This window comes from Bacillus sp. GW821-FHT01G09, from assembly GCF_059422205.1.
On record NZ_JBWKWL010000001.1, the window covers coordinates 732,285 to 750,185 of the forward strand.

A 17,901-nucleotide genomic window follows, 5' to 3' on the forward strand; every position below is an offset into this window, starting at 1 on the left:
AAGCTCAACCTCTCTCTTTAAAAATCAAATAAAGACTCTCCGTTTCCATCCTCTTCCTGCTTCTCTTTTTCTTGCTTTCGATATTTGTTTAATCCCGCGCTCCCCATCATTTTTTCCATCATCAGCTGGTCTGTCGATGGCGGCGCGGCAGGACTTGGCGTAACGCTCGGCTGTATGCGGGGCGCGCTCGCGTTCTCCGGCTGATCAAGCACGACATCACACAGAGAACGGACAACCGCTACATAACGCTTCAGCTCCTCATCCCGTTCAGCTGTTTTTGCTTTTTTCAGCTCCTCTTCCATCTTTTGAATTAATGCAGATATATGAATGTTCATGAAGCACCCTCCAAAAAAATAAATGTTGTCTTCCTGCATTTTATCAAATTCCTGCTGTAAACGCAGATATGAGTTTGTTATTTTTTCTGACAAACCTTGCGCGATTGACAAGCAGAAGAGATTTTTCACATAATAAATCACCATACCTTACAAAAAGGAGAAACGGAATGAACAGCATGCCCTCTATCATCAGCAAGCATAAAGCCTATTTTGCGGCGGGACATACGAGACCGCTTGAATCGAGACTGAACATTTTGCGGAAGCTGAAACAAGCCGTCAGAACTCATGAAGCCGATCTCATAGCCGCTCTCTACCAGGATCTCCATAAATCCGAGCAAGAAGCATACTCAACAGAAATCGGAATCGTCTTGGAGGAAATCAGCTTTGTCATGAAACGGCTGAGAAAATGGTCCAAGCCGAAACGAGTCAAAACGCCGCTGACTCATCTAGGCTCCAAAAGCATCATCATTCCTGAGCCGTATGGAACCGTTTTGGTGATTGCGCCTTGGAACTATCCCTTGCAGCTGGCGCTTTCTCCGTTGATTGGCGCCATTGCGGCGGGGAACACGGTCGTTCTCAAGCCATCAGAATATACGCCGGCTGTTTCTGCTATTCTTTCCAAACTCATCAGCAGCGTTTTTCCAACCGATTATGTCGCTATGGCAGAAGGCGGGCCCGACGTCAGCACAGCATTATTACAGCAGCCCTTTGACTACATTTTCTTTACCGGCAGCGTATCCGTGGGAAAAGTCGTCATGGAGGCCGCCGCCAAACAATTAATTCCCGTAACCTTGGAGCTCGGCGGCAAAAGCCCCTGCATCGTCCATAAAGATGCTGACATTCAGCTTGCCGCCAAACGCATCGTCTTCGGGAAATTTACAAATGCGGGACAAACCTGCATCGCACCGGATTATTTATTTGTACACGAGGACATCAAAACGAAGCTCACAGAAGAAATGAAGCGTGCGATCAGAGAATTTTACGGCCCTAAGCCTGAACGGAATCCGCAGTACGGCAAAATCGTCAGTGAACGGCACTATCAGCGGCTGCTCAGCTTTCTGAATGACGGCATCCCACTCACAGGCGGACAATCTGATCCCAATCATCACAAAATTGCGCCGACCATTCTCGAACAAGTGAGGGATGACTCTCCAGTGATGCAGGAGGAGATTTTCGGGCCGATTCTTCCGCTCTTTACATACCGCAATATCGGGGAAGTCATTGAGAAAGTCCAATCGCGCCCTAAGCCGCTCGCCCTGTATCTCTTCACCACAAACAAAGAAATTGAGCGCGCTGTTTTAGGAAATCTGTCGTTTGGCGGGGGCTGTATCAATGATACGTTAATGCATGTGGCGACGCCGTATTTGCCATTCGGCGGCGTCGGGGATAGCGGCATCGGCAGCTATCACGGGTTTGACAGTTTTAACACATTCACGCACAAAAAAAGCGTCGTCAAACAAACGAACCGCTTCGACTTCGCATTTCGTTATCCTTCCTCCAAAAACGGGCTGCGAATGATTCGAAAAATACTCAAATAAAAAAGCGCAGATCACCTGCGCTTTTTACAAATCCTTAATACACCAATCAATCGGCGCCTCACCCATTTTCTCCAAATAGGCATTCGCCCGGGAAAACGGTCTGCTCCCGAAAAATCCGTTTCTCGCCGAAAACGGGCTGGGATGCGTCGATTCAATGATAAAATGCTTGGACGTGTCGATCCGTTCTTTTTTCATTTGAGCATGCCGTCCCCACAAAATAAAGATAACCGGCCGCTCTCTTTCACTCAGCACGTCAATAATTCGGTCCGTCAGTCGCTCCCAGCCTTTTCCCTTATGGGAATTCGCCTGTCCGCGCCTTACTGTCAGCACAGTATTCAGCAAAAGAACGCCTTGCTTTGCCCAGCTCACAAGCGACCCGTGATTCGGGATGCTGCACCCGATGTCCTGCTGCAGCTCAAGAAAAATATTTTTTAACGAAGGCGGCTGCTTTACACCGGGCTTGACAGAGAAGCTTAAACCTTGAGCCTGTCCCGGCCCGTGATACGGATCTTGGCCGAGAATGACGACCTTGACATCATCGTATGAGGTATAATGCAGCGCATTGAAAATATCCCGGCTGTCCGGATAAATCGTTTGCTCCGCGTATTCCCGCTTCAGCATTTCTCTGAGCTCTTGATAATACGGTTTCTCAAACTCTTCCTTTAGCTGATTCCACCAGCTGTCTTGTAAAAGCTGTTTCAAGATTCAGGCCCCCTTACGAACGATGAAGTCTGGAATAGACAGGCTCGCCATCCCAAACCATTTCACTTTTTGCTTCCCGCCTCTTCATCTCAGGCTCTTCAAGCAGGACGGCAAAGTTTTTCGTCGGCAGCTCCCCGAGTCCGTGCTTTTCACTTAAACGATCCAAATATTGCTTCCGCTTGGCGCCAAGGTCCGCAGACTGATTGTCTCCCGCGTCACTGAAGGCATAAATCACGCTGGCGCAAGGGACACGCTTCACCCGGTAATCCTTGGCCACGCGCAAATAAAAATCCCAATCCCAGTAATTGTGCACATCAGCATCGAAATACCCGATTTCATCATGCAGAAAACGTCTGTACATGCTGCCCGACGGCACGTATGTAGAAAACACTCTCATATCCTCATAGTCAGCGGTATAAGCAAACAATTTCCGTGACACTGGATATCTTGTTCCGTTTTTCTCTTCAAACGAAACTATTTCCGCATCAGAATGAACGAAGTCTGCCGTTTCTATTTCCTTTGCCATTTTCTCGATATGCCCTGGCGTAAAGAAATCATCGTCATCACACAGCATAATGCAATCGCCAGACGCCTCTTTTACACCGGCATTTCTCGCAGCCACATGCCCCGAGTTCTTTTCTAAATTGATGACAGCAATCGGCAGTTCCGGATAAAGTGCTTTGACCGGCACGACCGATTCCCCGGCATCATTCACAATAATAATTTCATACGGCTTCAAGGTCTGGCGGGAAATCGACTCCAAAAGCTCACACAAAGCCGGAATCCGATTATAGGTCACAATTACGATAGAAATCTTCATGATGCTCTCCTTCTCATTTTCATAGTCATGTACTATTAAAACATATATTGGACGGGAGATCAGTGGGAATATCCTACTGAAACGGCATACTACAATGATAGAAACAGCAAAGTGGCTCCGATCAGAAGCACCATGATCAGCATCAGATCTCCAAAGACATGAAAGAGATCTTTCAGGCGGACGCCATTCGGAAGGATAAGACGCCACAGCTTAGATTGATAGACCGGCAGCAGCACCAGTGCATAAGAAAGACACAAAAATGTAAAAGCCGGCGGCACAAAAGCACAGCCTGCATCGTCCCAATTCATCACAATGTCTTTCATACTAGATCCATCCAATAAAAACAAAGATATCATGAGGGCCAGCAACACAAAGGACCCCAATTGAACCTCAAACAGGCGCATTTTCTGGTTATATGCAAATCGGACCGCCCAAAACCAGACATAAGCATATGAACATAACAGCGTAAGAATGGCACCTGCTGTAAAGACGACATCAGGCAGCCGATCAAGCAGAAAAACAAAAGGCAAGCTGGCTGCCATAGCCAAGAGCATGCAGCCACCAGTAAACAAAAATACTGCCCCATGAGCTACAAAACCATATAAACAAGAGCTAATCCTCACGACATACACCTCCTTTACATAGAATTTCTATGTATATACCTAAAAAATCAGGCAAGCTGACGCTTGCCAATATAACAGCCCATTCGGCCAAATAACGGAAATAACAGCGTTGCAAAAGCACAAGTTCCAACAAACCAAGGTGTCAACAAGGATTGAAACAGCGCAGCAGGAATTACATTGAATAGAAAAACAAGCATAAAAATGACGTTTGGCACCATTGAGATCAGAATCGTATGTAGAACAAGCTTTTCTCCGCGTTTTCCAAACTCCTTCACGCCTTGATACCCAATCAGCACCCAGTAGATCATATATGCAGCTAAGATCAGCCAAACAGAAACAGAAATGCCTTTCCATACTGCTTGAACAAACGGTGATTCAAGCCATACATGCATTATTGTAATCGCAATGCCGACAGCGAATAGGGCACTGTTACAGAAAAGATGGAACATCAAAAACGCACGGAACGTTACTGGCTGTATTTTCTTAAACGAAGAAACAATGTCAGTTGGTGTTCCAAACGCCTGCAATAAAGTCTGCATAGCTTCCTCCTCACTCTTTCCTTCCTGAAAAGAGCAAAACAGATGATGTTCAATATGGCTCTCAATCTCTTCTATCATTGCCTCGTCTTCAGGAAGCCCTTTAAGCCCGCTTTTGATTTCGGATACATATGTTTCTTTATCCATTTTGTCCGCTCCACTTCAGTATTCGGTCCATCATGGCTGAAAATACGCTCCATTCCTTCGTGCGTTCCGCCAGCACTTCTTTGCCTTCGTCTGTAATCCGGTAATATTTGCGGTCCGGTCCTTTCTCCTGCTTCTCCCAGTAGGAAGAAATATATCCTTGGCGTTCAAGCTTGTGAAGAGAAGGATACAAGGTCCCTTCTTTCATCTGCAGTTCGTTTCCGCTGCGGCTTCCCATTTCTTTTACAAGCTCATAGCCGTACATCGGCCGCTCGTTCAGAAGCGTCAATACCAATATAACCGTGCTTCCCTTAACCAGCTCACGATTTAACATCTCAAAACCCCTACCTAGTTTTCTTATGTAGCATTTTACGAAAGCACCTTGAGATTGTCAAATGATTCCTATAGATCTTCTATATTGTGATACAGAGAAAATCTAACTATAATGAAAGACAAAACACGATGGAGGTTCAAGACATGTCTATGCATAAAGCACTCACCATTGCCGGCTCAGATTCCAGCGGCGGTGCTGGGATTCAAGCTGATTTAAAAACATTTCAAGAAAAAAACGTATACGGGATGACCGCCTTAACGGTGATCGTTGCGATGGACCCAAACAACAGCTGGGACCATCAGGTATTCCCGATCGATACTGATACAATCCGTGCCCAGCTTGCAACAATTACGGACGGCATCGGCGTGGACGCCATGAAAACAGGAATGCTGCCAACCGTTGATATTATCGAGCTTGCGGCAAAAACGATCAAAGAAAAACAATTAAAAAATGTGGTAATTGACCCGGTTATGGTTTGCAAAGGTGCTAATGAAGTCCTTTATCCGGAGCACGCCCAAGCCCTGCGTGAGCAATTGGCTCCGCTAGCCACTGTCATTACGCCAAACTTGTTTGAAGCCAGCCAGCTCAGCGGCATGGATGAACTAAAAACAGTTGACGATATGATCGAAGCCGCGAAAAAAATTCACGCACTCGGCGCTCAATATGTCGTCATTACAGGCGGAGGCAAACTCAAACACGAGAAAGCCGTTGATGTTCTCTATGACGGAGAAACAGCGGAAGTCCTTGAAAGCGAAATGATCGATACGCCTTATACACATGGCGCAGGCTGTACATTCTCAGCAGCCGTGACAGCGGAGCTTGCCAAAGGTGCGGAAGTCAAAGAAGCCATTTACGCAGCGAAAGAATTCATCACAGCGGCCATTAAAGAATCCTTCCCGCTAAACCAATATGTTGGTCCTACGAAGCATTCTGCACTGCGCCTGAATCAACAATCATAAACAAAAGGGGCTGCCTTACAGAGAGGCAGCCCTTTTTAAATCACCGAAGACTTTTCACAGAAAAAACTGCCGATCCCATCGGCAGCCTGTTTATTTGATTTTTAAATTGTTTGCAGATTTCCTCAAAAATGTTTCTATCGACTGAACAAAAAGTGCATATTCCTTCATTTGTTCATATGCCCGCGTGAGAATTTCCGCCGTTTCACTGTGCGGCGTTGTTCCGCCAAGCATTTTTTTCAGCTGAAGCAGCACATCCTTATATTCTTCCCGCTTATCTTCAACTTGGTTAGCAGCCTTTTCCAAACATTCCGGTGTTATCTTCTGTTCATGTATATTCAAGAAAACAACTCCTTTTACAGAAAAAAATAGTAGGTTATCGTTGAAGAATAGCACAGATGGCTCAGATTTCACATAAGAAAATAGAAGGATTTTCTACATAAGTGTCCAAATTCCGACATTCATTTCAGATTTCCCGGTCGAACTGGCTGTTACTTCATGATTTCCCGGGAAAGGAAAATATCTCGCACTAAAGACCTCTTCTCCGTTATTGATAAAGATTTCCACAGATGACGCGTCGAGAAACATGTGTACGGTATGCAAATCCTTGATGTGGCAATGTCTCGCTTCTGTTCTTTTTCCGTCAAAGCTCTTTCGTTCCAGCGTAATAATCCCCTCGTCTTTTTGGAAGGAAAATGTAGCCGTTCCGCGGATACTGATTGAAAAGCCAGACTCCGTATGAATGTCTTCCAGCAGAATCTCAGCTCTTTCAGGTTTTTCCACTGGAAGCGTACCAGATGATCCATGCATATTGATGTGTATTTTTTTCTCATTTCTGCGCATGGCTTTTAGCTCAGGCAGCGGCTGCTGAATCAGCTTCTGGCCTGAAAGCGTCAGCTGTCTCGGCAGCGTCATGCAGTGAATCCAGTGGTAGTCAATGGTCGGATGGGACCCTTCATCCTGATCAGGCACAGCCATCCATGCAAACAAAATCCGCCTTCCCTGATCGTCTTCAAGTGTTTGCGGCGCGTAAAAATCAAAACCTTGATCAAGCTCCATAAATTCACCATGCTTCAGTTCAGGCTTGTTATAATCAAGCCGCCCGACAAAATAACCTGATTGATATACGTTCTGATAACGGAAACCGTCAGCCTCAAGCCCTTGAGGCGAAACAATCAGCACGTCCGATCCTTGAAGGGAAAACAAATCAGGGCATTCCCACATGTATCCAAAATCGTCCAGCCCGTTGAAGCCTGCGCCAGTTATCGGGCCAAGAAATCTCCACTCTATCAGGTTATCAGAAGCAAACAATACAGCCTGCCCTTTCAAATTCTCTGTTTGCGCACCAATCACCATATACCATGTGCCTTCATGCTCCCATACCTTCGGATCGCGAAAATGCGCCGTATATCCTTCCGGAAGGCGGGCGACGACACCCTTTTTCTCAAAGGACAGTCCGTCGTCAGAAACAGCAAGGCATTGATACGTTTCCCGATTTCCATTCTGATCCCTGACATTTCCTGTGTAAAACAGATAGAGCCGATCGTCTTTCGTGACAGCGCTGCCCGAGTAGCAGCCGTTTTTATCAAACCAATCACTCGGAGCCAGCGCAATCTCTTCCCGCTTCCAATTCACAACATCCTGTGTCGTATAATGCCCCCAAAATTTTGCGCCGTGCCCCGTCTGAAACGGCTGCCACTGAAAGAATACATGATAGCTGCCCTTCCAATAAATCACGCCATTCGGGTCATTCAGCAGCCCAACCGGCGGCATGATATGAAAATGCTGGCGGTGCGGATCGCTGTTAGCGATGGGCTCTTTTTTCTCCACTTCTTCATAAGCCCGGCGACGAAGCTCCTGATCATGTGCTGTCATTTTTTCCTCTCCTCATCCTCATTAATCTTCATGACAAATGCTGCAATGAACGCTGACACTGCCGCAATCGCCATGCCAATCAGATAGTGAATCAAGTTGCTGAAGCCAAACGGAGCCGCAATGGCGATCATCGGAATACCAGTTAACCCGTAAGCATTTGCAGCTACATGTGTAAAGACGACATATGCCCCACCCAATGCGCCTCCGATCATCGCGGCGATAAACGGTTTTCGGTAGCGCAGATTGACTCCGAAGATGACGGGCTCAGTAATGCCAAGAAAAGCGGAAAATGCAGCTGGAAGCGCGATTTCTTTTGTCTTTGCCTTTTTCGCCATAAAGAAGACGGCAAGACCTGCCCCGCCCTGTGCGACATTCGCCATTGACCAGATCGGCAGCAAGTAGTTTTTGCCTATATCTGCAATAAGCCCAGCCTCAATCGCATGGAAGCTATGATGAACGCCTGTCAGCACGATGAGTGAATACGTGCCCCCGAAAATCAGACCTGCGACAAAACCGGCATGGTCATACACATAAGTTAAAGCAACCGTAATGCCGGAGCCAAGCGCTCTGCCTAGAGGGCCAATCGCGATAAAAGCAACAAACCCGGTGACAATCACAGTAACAAATGGTGTAACAAGCAAATCCACCGCATGCGGAACCACTTTTCTCGTCCATTTCTCTACCTTGCTCATCACATACACCGCAAGCAGGACAGGGATAACAGTTCCCTGGTAGCCGAGAAGCGCGATATCAAATCCGAAAAGATGCATGTAATCAGGTGTCGCTTCCGCCAATCCCCATGGATTTAAAAGATTCGGATGAATCATGATTCCCCCGATGACCGCTCCCAAGTATGGATTGCTGCCAAACTCTTTTGAAGCGCTGACCCCGATTAGAATCGGCAAGAAAATGAATGCTGCACTTGAAAACATATCAAGCAGCTGCAAAAGCGCAGAATCCTTGCTCATCCAATGAAACGCATTGATCATACCCAGCAATCCCATTAATAGGCCGCTGGCTACAATAGCCGGGATGATTGGAACAAAAATATTAGAAAGCGTTTTCGCAAATCTCGCAGCGGGATTCAGCTTTTCTTTTGCCGCATCCTGATGATTTACGTGTTCTTCACGCTCGATATCTGCTTCTTTAGAAAAGGCATCGAATACTTTATTCACAAGGCCTGTTCCGAAAATGATCTGGTACTGGCCAGAGCTGCTGAAAGCCCCTTTGACGCCATCAAGCTCTTCTACTTGTGCTTGATCTATCTTTGATTCATCTTTCATCACTAAACGCAGTCTTGTTGCACAATGAGCCGCGCTGATAATATTTTCTTTCCCTCCGAGAAGCTCAATAAGGCGTTTTGCAGTCTCTTTGTAATCCATCTATTTCTCCCCCTTTTATTTAAACAAAAAAGACCTAAAATTCGCCAACGAATAAAGGATACAGCGATCCTTTTTCATTTACGCAAATTTTAGGTCTTGCCTGCTTTACCAGTCACAATCCCGCTTATTCAGATTAAGAATACGCTTTCATCATAAATCATGACAGCGTTTTCGTCAACTATTTTTTTAGTTAAATAGTTTGATAAAACATGTAGACAAAAATTCGTAAAAATTAATTGTGAAATACTTCACAATATCGTGCTATACTATGCTCAATCATGAAAGAAAGCAGGAAAAGACAATGGAAACTCAAGCATTGCAAAAGGTTGAACAGTATGCTTTGAAAAAACAAAACATATTCGCTTCAAGCAAAATCCGTTATGTGCTTCGGTCCATTTTGGCCAGTATGTTTATTGGTTTTGGCATTACAGCCGCAAGCAAAACAGGCAGCTATTTCTTTATGGCTGATTCTCCGTTTGCCTTTCCGGCAGCCGCTGTCACTTTCGGGGCCGCTATTCTGCTGATTGCTTACGGAGGCGGAGATTTATTTACCGGCAACACCTTTTATTTCACCTATACCGCGCTCCGGAAAAAACTCAGCTGGCGCAACACCCTGTACTTGTGGATGTCAAGCTATGCCGGCAATTTAATCGGCGCCATTCTGTTTGCCATCCTGATCAGCGCGACGGGACTTTTTGAGGAGCCTTCTGTTCATTCCTTTTTGATTCATTTGGCAGAGCACAAAATGGAGCCGCCGGCTTCCGAATTGTTTTTCAGAGGAATGCTGTGCAATTGGCTTGTGTGCCTCGCCTTTTTCATTCCAATGTCTCTCAAAGGGGAAGGAGCAAAGCTTTTTACCATGATGCTATTCGTTTTCTGCTTCTTTATTTCCGGCTTTGAACACAGCATTGCCAATATGTGCACATTCGCCATCTCGCTTTTGATCGAGCACCCTGATACAGTGACACTGATGGGAGCAGTCAGAAACTTAATCCCCGTTACGCTCGGCAATCTGACCGCGGGAATAGTTATGATAGGCTGGATGTACTACACACTGAATCCTGATCAATAAAAAAACTTCCAGAGATCACTCCCTGCAAGTCAAAGCGGTTATTCCGAGAGATCTTGAAGACGCTGGACATGCAGCGTGATATAGCCGGCCTCGGATTCCGGCAAATGTAATTGATATTCATTTTTCAAAAACTCCGCCAGCTCCAGCGCACATTGATAGGCGAATGAATACTTTTTTTGGATGAAATAAAGCATCTCCTCGTCCATACGATGGAGCGCTTCATTTGATTCCAACCGGCTGACCGCGTATCGCAAATGCGTGACAAGGCGTTGATAGGAAATGCTGTTTTCATCCACCTTTCGATTAAAGTATTGTTCTATTTTCTCTATCATTTCTTTGATCATGGTCGTATGCTTCAGCGCCGAATACATGCTCTCCGCATCCATCTTCGCCGTATGGATGTGAAGGGCAATATAACCCGCTTCATCTTCAGGCAGAGACACGCCCAATGTCTCTTTTACATGTCCGATCGCCCACAGGCCGATCTCATATTCTTTTTTATAGAGCGCCTTTATCTCATGCAGCAATTTATTCTGGACAAGCAGCCCATTTTGAACCCTTTCGATCGCAAAGGATAAATGGTCAGAAAGCGCGATATGAATGTGGTCGCTCAGCGGCGCCGCGAGCTCCCCCTCCGCATAGCTGATGATATCCTCAGCTATTTCTATATGTTCCTCCGGCAGTGTTTGCAGGATTTGTTTGAATTTTTCATTCTCGTCGCGCACGACAAAGATTTTTTCCACTTTATTCATAGGGATGAGATCATTTTTCTTTTTTTGAAAAGCGATTCCCGGCCCCATCACGATTTTTTCCTGATCATCCTCTTTTATTAAAGCCGCATTGTTGTTTAATACTTTATAGATTTTCAAGAGGTTATCTCTCCCGCCAATTTGCTTTTGACTGGGATTTTACCTCCTTTTGACCGCCATGTAAAGATGCGGGCCCGCTCTCTCCTGCTTTGGCGATTCCTTGAAGGCTTGCAAACATCTTCTTTTATAAAGCGCGGCGGCTTTCGCTTTCTGCTTTTCTTCCTCATTCACAGCCATCCGCCACTCATAAAACGAAACGAGTCCTGCGGCCTGCACAGCCGCCTTTCTTTGGTATGTACGCTGAGCCGAATAGACCGCGGCAGCCGCAGTTTTTCTGTCCGGCGTCACCCAGTTCATCAAAAAGACCATCCACACCCGTAAAGATACAAGCAAACGTTTCATAGAAAAACATCCCTCCGCTTCTTTTTGGCAGGCAGCCTTTTTAGCAGCCCGTTTTCTCAGCCGCAGCCCGCAAGAAAAGACGGCCGATTTCTTTTCTCGCAAACTAGCGGCTCTAGCAAAACTCATGACTCTATGATAGACCGTGGAAAGAGAATTCTTTGTCACAATATGAGTGAAAAAACCAACTAGTTTTTAGAAGTTTTGTTGAAAGCTGAAAGAATTGAAATGAAAATTGGAGAACCGCTTTGAAAACTTTATACACAAGTTATCCCAAAGATAAGAACAACTTAATCACAAGAGATATCCACATGTCCACAAACTCTATCTATATTTTGTATACGAACGTATATTCCTAACTATATATATACACAGGTTTATTCACTTATACACAGGGTTCTGTGTATAACTCCTTCGTTATACACAAACAAAATCCAATAAATGGTCCAAATGACACAAGGATTTTTTTGAATTTTCAAGAAATATATACTAGATCTTTCACATTTTTTCTAAATACAAAGGGGGAAACACATTGAAAAAGGGGATCATTCGCTTTCTGCTTGTAAGTTTTGTCTTATTTTTTGCGTTATCCACAGGTATTACGGGCGTCCAGGCAGCTCCGGCTTCTTCAAAAACGTCGGCTGATCTGGAAAAAGCCGAGGTATTCGGTGATATCGACATGACGACAAGCAAAAAAACAACCGTTATAGTGGAATTAAAAGAAAAATCCTTGGCAGAAGCGAAGGAAGCGGGAGAAAGCCAATCGAAAAGCAAGCTGAAAACCGCTCGCACAAAAGCAAAAAACAAAGCAATCAAAGCGGTGAAAAACGGAAAAGTAAACCGGGAATATGAGCAGGTATTCTCAGGCTTCTCTATGAAGCTTCCAGCTAATGAGATTCCAAAACTTCTCGCGGTAAAAGACGTTAAGGCAGTGTACCCGAACGTCACATATAAAACAGACAATATGAAGGATAAAGACGTCACAATCTCCGAAGACGCCGTATCTCCGCAAATGGATGACAGTGCGCCTTATATCGGAGCAAACGATGCATGGGATTTAGGCTACACAGGAAAAGGCATCAAGGTGGCGATTATTGACACTGGAGTTGAATACAATCACCCAGATCTGAAGAAAAACTTTGGACAATATAAAGGATACGATTTTGTGGACAATGATTACGATCCAAAAGAAACACCAACAGGCGATCCGAGGGGCGGAGCGACTGACCACGGCACACACGTAGCCGGAACTGTGGCTGCAAACGGAACAATTAAAGGCGTAGCGCCTGATGCAACACTTCTTGCTTATCGTGTGTTAGGGCCTGGCGGAAGCGGCACAACGGAAAACGTCATCGCGGGCGTGGAACGTGCAGTGCAGGACGGGGCAGATGTGATGAACCTGTCTCTCGGAAACTCTTTAAACAACCCGGACTGGGCGACAAGCACAGCGCTTGACTGGGCCATGTCAGAAGGCGTTGTCGCTGTTACCTCAAACGGCAACAGCGGACCGAACGGCTGGACAGTCGGATCGCCGGGCACATCAAGAGAAGCGATTTCTGTCGGTGCGACTCAGCTGCCGCTCAATGAATACGCCGTCACTTTCGGCTCCTATTCTTCAGCAAAAGTGATGGGCTATAACAAAGAGGACGACGTCAAAGCGCTCAATAACAAAGAAATTGAGCTTGTCGAAGCAGGAATCGGCGAAGAAAAGGATTTTGAAGGGAAAGACCTGACAGGCAAAGTCGCCGTTGTCAAACGAGGCAGCATTGCATTTGTGGATAAAGCGGATAACGCTAAAAAAGCCGGTGCAATCGGCATGGTTGTGTATAACAACCTCTCTGGAGAAATTGAAGCCAATGTCCCAGGCATGTCTGTCCCAACGATTAAGCTTTCATTAGAAGACGGCGAAAAACTCGTCAGCGCCCTGAAAGCTGGTGAGACAAAAACAACATTCAAGTTGACGGTCTCAAAAGCGCTCGGTGAACAAGTGGCTGATTTCTCATCACGCGGCCCTGTTATGGATACGTGGATGATTAAGCCTGATATTTCGGCGCCAGGGGTCAATATCGTGAGCACGATCCCAACACACGATCCTGACCATCCATACGGCTACGGATCAAAACAAGGAACAAGCATGGCATCGCCTCATATTGCCGGAGCGGTTGCCGTTATTAAACAAGCCAAGCCAAAGTGGAGCGTTGAACAGATTAAAGCCGCCATCATGAATACCGCTGTCACTTTAAAGGATAGCGATGGGGAAGTATATCCGCATAACGCTCAAGGCGCAGGCAGCGCAAGAATCATGAACGCAATCAAAGCAGATTCGCTCGTCTCACCTGGAAGCTATTCATACGGCACGTTCTTGAAGGAAAACGGAAACGAAACGAAAAAAGAAACGTTTACGATTGAAAATCAATCTTCCATTAGAAAATCATACACACTGGAATACTCATTTAATGACAGCGGCATCTCCACATCCGGCACAAGCCGTGTTGTGATTCCGGCACATCAAACCGGGAAAGCCACTGCAAAAGTAAAGGTCAATACGAAGAAAACAAAAGCTGGCACCTATGAAGGAACGGTTATCGTCAGAGAAGGCGGAAAAACGGTCGCTAAGGTACCTACATTGCTGATTGTGAAAGAGCCCGATTATCCGAGAGTCACATCTGTCTCTGTCAGCGAAGGGTCTGTACAAGGCACCTATCAAATTGAAACCTACCTTCCTGCGGGAGCGGAAGAGCTGGCGTTCCTCGTCTATGACAGCAACCTTGATTTCGCAGGCCAAGCCGGCATTTATAAAAACCAAGATAAAGGTTACCAGTACTTTGACTGGGACGGCACGATTAATGGCGGAACCAAACTTCCGGCCGGAGAGTATTACTTGCTCGCATATGCCGCGAACAAAGGCAAGTCAAGCCAGGTTTTGACCGAAGAACCTTTCACTGTTGAATAAGAAAAAGCCCTGCCGATTCGGCAGGGCTTTTTAAAGATCAGTCAGCAAACGCCTCCTGCAATAAGCGATACGATCGGAGCTTATCTTCAAAATGATGCGTGATGGTCACCACCATGATTTCCTCTGTTTCATACGCTTTACTCAAAGCTAGCAGCCGCTCCTTAACCTGTTCTTTCGTACCAACAATCATTCGATTTCGATTATCAGCAATTCGTCTCTGTTCATAAGGAGAATACGTATTTTTCCGAACAGCTTCATACGAAGGAACTCCCTCTAAAGGAATACCCTGCTCTCCCGCCAAAAGTGTAAAATCAAGCACAGCCCCAAGCTCCTCTGCCTTCTTCTCCGTGTCAGCACAAAGAACAAAAACAGCAACTGCCGCTCGAGGCGTATCTCCTAACACAGACGGTTTGAATCGCCTCTTATACTGTCTGACAGTACCCTCTCCGCCCTCTCCATTGATAAAATGGGCAAACATATAGCCAGCGCCAGATTCAGCTGCGAGCAGCGCGCTTTCTCCAGATGAGCCGAGCAGCCACACATCCGGAGCCGTTGAAATATGCGGCGCAGCCGTCAGATTCGGAAAACGGTGTTTATCATCCGCCAAATCATGCAAATACATGGTCAGCTCCTTGATTTGCTGCGGATACTGATCAGCATTGCGCTTTCCGCCGTCATTCAGCGCCCATGATGCAATCGGCATTCCCCCCGGTGCTCTGCCAAGCCCCAGGTCAATTCTTCCTGGTGTCAGCCCCTCCAGAACACGAAAGTTTTCAGCTACTTTATAAGCACTGTAATGCGGCAGCATGACTCCTCCTGATCCAACACGGATTCGCTTTGTTTTCGCTGCTATATGACTGATTAGCACCTCAGGACTGGACCCTGCCAGACGTTTTGAAAAGTGATGCTCAGAAACCCAAAATCTCTTATATCCAAGGTCCTCAGCAGCTTGGGCAAGCGCAACAGTTTGCTGTAAGGCCGTTTCTGCATTGCTGCCCTCTGATACTGGAGATTGATCTAATATACTTAATGAAACCATCCCTACCACCTCATCCTCATCGTATCACTGATCTTCTATTTTTTCTCCAAAGCCGCTCACACTGCTTATCAGTGTTCCATATCATTCGCCATTTATTTGTGAAAGCCTGTCCCTATTTGTCGGAATATGTTACACGTGAAACATAAAAACCCCTCCAGAGGGAGAGGTTTGCTTTAGTTTTTATTAAAGCCCTTTTCTTTCACGTAGTCATTTAAATACGTACGCGGCTTTTGCTTCATAAAGTTCAGTATTTGATCGGACCACGTTTCTTCCCGCTGCCCGTTTGTTCTTTCTCTATAGTAATCAGAAATGGTTTTGTCATACGTATTCATAGTATGACGGAAATCGTCTGTGTTCACATTATACGTATTCTCATGATAAACGGCCTGCTTTGGCAATCTCGGTTTTTTGCCGGAAAGGTTCGCAGGATGGCCTACTGCCAGTCCGAAAAGCGGGAGCACATGGTCAGGCGTTTGCAGCACCTCTGTCACCTTGTCCAGTTCATTCCGAATGCCGCCGATATAGCAAATGCCAAGCCCCATGGATTCAGCGGCAATGCTCATATTTTGCGCTGCCAGCGCCGCATCAATCAAGCTAACCATAAACATTTCTGTATTCTCGAGCAGCTCAGAAATATGTTCACCTTTTTCCTCAGCCAGTTGTTGATGGCGGTACAAATCCGCACAAAATACAAAAAAGTGTCCGTTCTTCTCAACGTAAGGCTGATTCCCAGCAAGCACGGACAGCTCGCGTTTTTTCTCAGGATCAGAAACCCCGATAATCGAATATGCCTGCACATAGCTGGATGTAGACGCAGCCTGCGCACTTTTCACTAATGTATCAATTTCTTCAGCTGTCAAAAGCTGATCAGTAAAAGACCGGATTGACCGATGATTCAAAATGGTTTCGATTGTGTTATTCATCACAAGAACCTCCTTATCACTTTTTATCATATCCGAAAAAAAGTGATCTCAAAAGTGAAATGCTCTGCACAAAAAAAAGACAGCCTCTGTAAAGGCTGTCTGCATATTAAGAATTAAAAAGATAACTTCTGTATTTCGTCAGCTGCACACTCGCGTTATACACAATCCCGAAACCGATTAGCGTTGCAAGCGTCGAGCTTCCACCGTAGCTGACAAACAGCAACGGAATCCCGGTAACAGGCATAATGCCGATGTTCATTCCGATATTCTGGAATGTGTGGATGACAATTAAAGCCGTATAGCCAACGCAAAAGAAGGAAGCAAAACGGTTAAACGGATGTATTTTGTCTATCAGAACCACAAGCCTGTAGATTAAGAAGAAGAACATGATGACAACAATTGCACAGCCTATAAAGCCAAAGCTTTCACCTAAAATGGCGAAGATAAAGTCGGTCTGTCCTTCTGGTACATACACCTTCAAATTGTGAACGCCATTTCCGACAATGCCGCCTGAGCCGATAGCCATAACAGCCTGATCAACCTGCCAGCTGCTATTTGCATCTTCCTGAGTTGTTCCATTTGTATCAGAAACCCAGGATGTTACCCTCTTTATTTGATACTCTTGAATCCCAACTGATTTAGCAGCATCAGGAAAATTAATCATTACTAACAAGATAAGAGAAATAAGTAAGATACCAGAACCACCAATGATTGCGATCAGCTTCCAGTTTACTCCTGACATAAAGATCATGACAATCACAATAAACATACATATCCCGGCTGTACCAGCATCCTGAAGAAGGATAAGTCCGATCGGCACTACCGATACACCTGCAATCTTAAGCAAAAGATACACATCATCTCTGAGCGTTCGGATTTTTTTAGGGCTTGCTTTTGAAATCACTGAGGCTACCATCATCATGAGCCCGATTTTCATAAATTCAGAGGGCTGTAACGTTACAGAACCAAACTGAAACCAGCTTTTTGCACCGTTTTTCACTGGTGCAATAGACTCAGGACTGACTCTCAATATCAAAAGAAGCAAAATCCCGAATAAAAATACATATAAACTCAGTTTTTCAAGCTGCTCCAAATCGAAATACAGCAGCACCGAAATGGCAATAGCCCCCAAAGCATAATAAATAATTTGTTTCGTCCAGGCATTATCTCCATACTGCCCAAACTGACCGGCAGCATAAATCGCCAATACGCTTATAATAAAAAACACACCAAATATAAAAATCAAATCCCCCTGGTAAAAGGGGCTTTGCTGTTTCTTATATCGACTCATTCTATCCCGCCTTACATTTTCATCGGAAAATCACTAATGTTTATTATACATGAACCACGTTCAAGATGACACGTGAAGCTCGCTTCCTTTTAAGTTTTTTCCGCACTTGTGACGCTTTTCAGCTACACGAAATATGACGTATGATAAACCGAAATGTTTCGATTGACACA

Annotated in this window: 18 protein-coding genes; 4 read left to right on the plus strand and 14 right to left on the minus strand. The window is 45.5% G+C overall.

Annotation, left to right across the window (positions count from 1 at the left end):
• Positions 1–17 precede the first annotated feature (17 nt).
• Complete coding sequence (locus AC07VD_RS03660) at positions 18–335, minus strand: YwdI family protein (protein WP_003243806.1); 318 nt, start codon at positions 333–335, stop codon at positions 18–20.
• A 167-nt stretch (positions 336–502) separates the two neighbouring features.
• Between AC07VD_RS03660 and AC07VD_RS03665 the strand changes: the two genes are divergently transcribed.
• The gene (locus AC07VD_RS03665; protein WP_494721540.1) at positions 503–1,873 is read left to right on the plus strand and encodes an aldehyde dehydrogenase; all 1,371 of its coding nucleotides are present in this window, start codon (positions 503–505) and stop codon (positions 1,871–1,873) included.
• A 24-nt stretch (positions 1,874–1,897) separates the two neighbouring features.
• Here AC07VD_RS03665 and AC07VD_RS03670 read toward each other — a convergent pair whose 3' ends face one another.
• From AC07VD_RS03670 to AC07VD_RS03690, 5 genes are all read right to left on the minus strand, one after another.
• Positions 1,898–2,575, minus strand: a complete 678-nt coding sequence (locus tag AC07VD_RS03670) for a uracil-DNA glycosylase (RefSeq protein ID WP_003242965.1) — start codon at positions 2,573–2,575, stop codon at positions 1,898–1,900.
• 13 nt (positions 2,576–2,588) lie between these two features.
• On the minus strand, positions 2,589–3,395 hold the full coding sequence (locus AC07VD_RS03675) for a glycosyltransferase family 2 protein (protein ID WP_069703977.1): 807 nt from the start codon (positions 3,393–3,395) through the stop codon (positions 2,589–2,591).
• 89 nt (positions 3,396–3,484) lie between these two features.
• Complete coding sequence (locus tag AC07VD_RS03680; RefSeq protein WP_024572195.1) at positions 3,485–4,018, minus strand: hypothetical protein; 534 nt, start codon at positions 4,016–4,018, stop codon at positions 3,485–3,487.
• A gap of 47 nt (positions 4,019–4,065) precedes the next feature.
• Positions 4,066–4,701: a permease prefix domain 1-containing protein gene (locus AC07VD_RS03685; protein ID WP_130572985.1), complete on the minus strand. Its 636-nt coding sequence runs from the start codon at positions 4,699–4,701 to the stop codon at positions 4,066–4,068.
• A complete protein-coding gene (locus AC07VD_RS03690) occupies positions 4,694–5,032 on the minus strand; it encodes a PadR family transcriptional regulator (protein WP_003227432.1) in 339 nt (112 codons plus the stop codon). Before AC07VD_RS03690 ends, AC07VD_RS03685 begins: the two co-directional genes overlap by 8 nt.
• Before the next feature lie 143 nt (positions 5,033–5,175).
• Here AC07VD_RS03690 and AC07VD_RS03695 point away from each other — a divergent pair, with 143 nt between their 5' ends.
• A complete protein-coding gene (locus AC07VD_RS03695) occupies positions 5,176–5,991 on the plus strand; it encodes a bifunctional hydroxymethylpyrimidine kinase/phosphomethylpyrimidine kinase (protein WP_014665830.1) in 816 nt (271 codons plus the stop codon).
• A 90-nt stretch (positions 5,992–6,081) separates the two neighbouring features.
• On the opposite strand, the gene AC07VD_RS03700 is transcribed toward AC07VD_RS03695, so the two are convergent.
• The 3 genes from AC07VD_RS03700 to scrA form a co-directional block, all read right to left on the minus strand.
• Positions 6,082–6,330, minus strand: coding sequence for a hypothetical protein (locus tag AC07VD_RS03700; RefSeq protein ID WP_003243437.1), 249 nt, complete (start codon positions 6,328–6,330; stop codon positions 6,082–6,084).
• Between the two features lie 93 nt (positions 6,331–6,423).
• Positions 6,424–7,863, minus strand: coding sequence for a sucrose-6-phosphate hydrolase (sacA, locus tag AC07VD_RS03705; protein ID WP_217017248.1), 1,440 nt, complete (start codon positions 7,861–7,863; stop codon positions 6,424–6,426).
• The gene (gene scrA / locus AC07VD_RS03710) at positions 7,860–9,245 is read right to left on the minus strand and encodes a PTS system sucrose transporter subunit IIBC (protein WP_003227426.1); all 1,386 of its coding nucleotides are present in this window, start codon (positions 9,243–9,245) and stop codon (positions 7,860–7,862) included. Before scrA ends, sacA begins: the two co-directional genes overlap by 4 nt.
• Before the next feature lie 301 nt (positions 9,246–9,546).
• On the opposite strand from scrA, the gene AC07VD_RS03715 reads away from it, so the two are divergent.
• The gene (locus tag AC07VD_RS03715) at positions 9,547–10,317 is read left to right on the plus strand and encodes a formate/nitrite transporter family protein (RefSeq protein ID WP_217017250.1); all 771 of its coding nucleotides are present in this window, start codon (positions 9,547–9,549) and stop codon (positions 10,315–10,317) included.
• A gap of 38 nt (positions 10,318–10,355) precedes the next feature.
• Here AC07VD_RS03715 and sacT read toward each other — a convergent pair whose 3' ends face one another.
• Both sacT and AC07VD_RS03725 read right to left on the minus strand, forming a co-directional pair.
• Entirely contained in the window at positions 10,356–11,186 is an 831-nt protein-coding gene (sacT, locus tag AC07VD_RS03720; protein WP_086344457.1) for a sac operon transcriptional antiterminator SacT, read from the minus strand.
• A gap of 39 nt (positions 11,187–11,225) precedes the next feature.
• A complete protein-coding gene (locus AC07VD_RS03725) occupies positions 11,226–11,528 on the minus strand; it encodes a hypothetical protein (protein WP_003222155.1) in 303 nt (100 codons plus the stop codon).
• Positions 11,529–12,057: 529 nt separating this feature from the next.
• On the opposite strand from AC07VD_RS03725, the gene vpr reads away from it, so the two are divergent.
• Positions 12,058–14,478 carry a serine protease Vpr gene (gene vpr, locus AC07VD_RS03730; protein WP_217017257.1) on the plus strand — a complete coding sequence of 807 codons (2,421 nt, stop codon included), beginning with the start codon at positions 12,058–12,060 and terminating at the stop codon, positions 14,476–14,478.
• A 37-nt stretch (positions 14,479–14,515) separates the two neighbouring features.
• Here vpr and AC07VD_RS03735 read toward each other — a convergent pair whose 3' ends face one another.
• The 3 genes from AC07VD_RS03735 to AC07VD_RS03745 all read right to left on the minus strand — a co-directional run bounded on the left by AC07VD_RS03735 (position 14,516) and on the right by AC07VD_RS03745 (position 17,731).
• Entirely contained in the window at positions 14,516–15,517 is a 1,002-nt protein-coding gene (locus AC07VD_RS03735) for an LLM class flavin-dependent oxidoreductase (RefSeq protein ID WP_032725137.1), read from the minus strand.
• A gap of 173 nt (positions 15,518–15,690) precedes the next feature.
• Positions 15,691–16,440: an oxygen-insensitive NADPH nitroreductase gene (gene nfsA, locus AC07VD_RS03740; RefSeq protein ID WP_014478349.1), complete on the minus strand. Its 750-nt coding sequence runs from the start codon at positions 16,438–16,440 to the stop codon at positions 15,691–15,693.
• A gap of 106 nt (positions 16,441–16,546) precedes the next feature.
• The gene (locus AC07VD_RS03745; protein ID WP_212128918.1) at positions 16,547–17,731 is read right to left on the minus strand and encodes a cell shape-determining peptidoglycan glycosyltransferase RodA; all 1,185 of its coding nucleotides are present in this window, start codon (positions 17,729–17,731) and stop codon (positions 16,547–16,549) included.
• Positions 17,732–17,901 lie beyond the last annotated feature (170 nt).

Bases quoted from the DNA above. Each gene is read 5' to 3' on its own strand.
- AC07VD_RS03660 (WP_003243806.1), bottom strand. From the start codon at position 335: ATGAACATTCATATATCTGCATTAATTCAAAAGATGGAAGAGGAGCTG.
- AC07VD_RS03665 (WP_494721540.1), top strand. From the start codon at position 503: ATGAACAGCATGCCCTCTATCATCAGCAAGCATAAAGCCTATTTTGCG.
- AC07VD_RS03675 (WP_069703977.1), bottom strand. From the start codon at position 3,395: ATGAAGATTTCTATCGTAATTGTGACCTATAATCGGATTCCGGCTTTG.
- AC07VD_RS03685 (WP_130572985.1), bottom strand. From the start codon at position 4,701: ATGGATAAAGAAACATATGTATCCGAAATCAAAAGCGGGCTTAAAGGG.
- AC07VD_RS03690 (WP_003227432.1), bottom strand. From the start codon at position 5,032: ATGTTAAATCGTGAGCTGGTTAAGGGAAGCACGGTTATATTGGTATTG.
- AC07VD_RS03695 (WP_014665830.1), top strand. From the start codon at position 5,176: ATGTCTATGCATAAAGCACTCACCATTGCCGGCTCAGATTCCAGCGGC.
- sacA (WP_217017248.1), bottom strand. From the start codon at position 7,863: ATGACAGCACATGATCAGGAGCTTCGTCGCCGGGCTTATGAAGAAGTG.
- scrA (WP_003227426.1), bottom strand. From the start codon at position 9,245: ATGGATTACAAAGAGACTGCAAAACGCCTTATTGAGCTTCTCGGAGGG.
- AC07VD_RS03715 (WP_217017250.1), top strand. From the start codon at position 9,547: ATGGAAACTCAAGCATTGCAAAAGGTTGAACAGTATGCTTTGAAAAAA.
- AC07VD_RS03725 (WP_003222155.1), bottom strand. From the start codon at position 11,528: ATGAAACGTTTGCTTGTATCTTTACGGGTGTGGATGGTCTTTTTGATG.
- AC07VD_RS03735 (WP_032725137.1), bottom strand. From the start codon at position 15,517: ATGGTTTCATTAAGTATATTAGATCAATCTCCAGTATCAGAGGGCAGC.
- nfsA (WP_014478349.1), bottom strand. From the start codon at position 16,440: ATGAATAACACAATCGAAACCATTTTGAATCATCGGTCAATCCGGTCT.
- AC07VD_RS03745 (WP_212128918.1), bottom strand. From the start codon at position 17,731: ATGAGTCGATATAAGAAACAGCAAAGCCCCTTTTACCAGGGGGATTTG.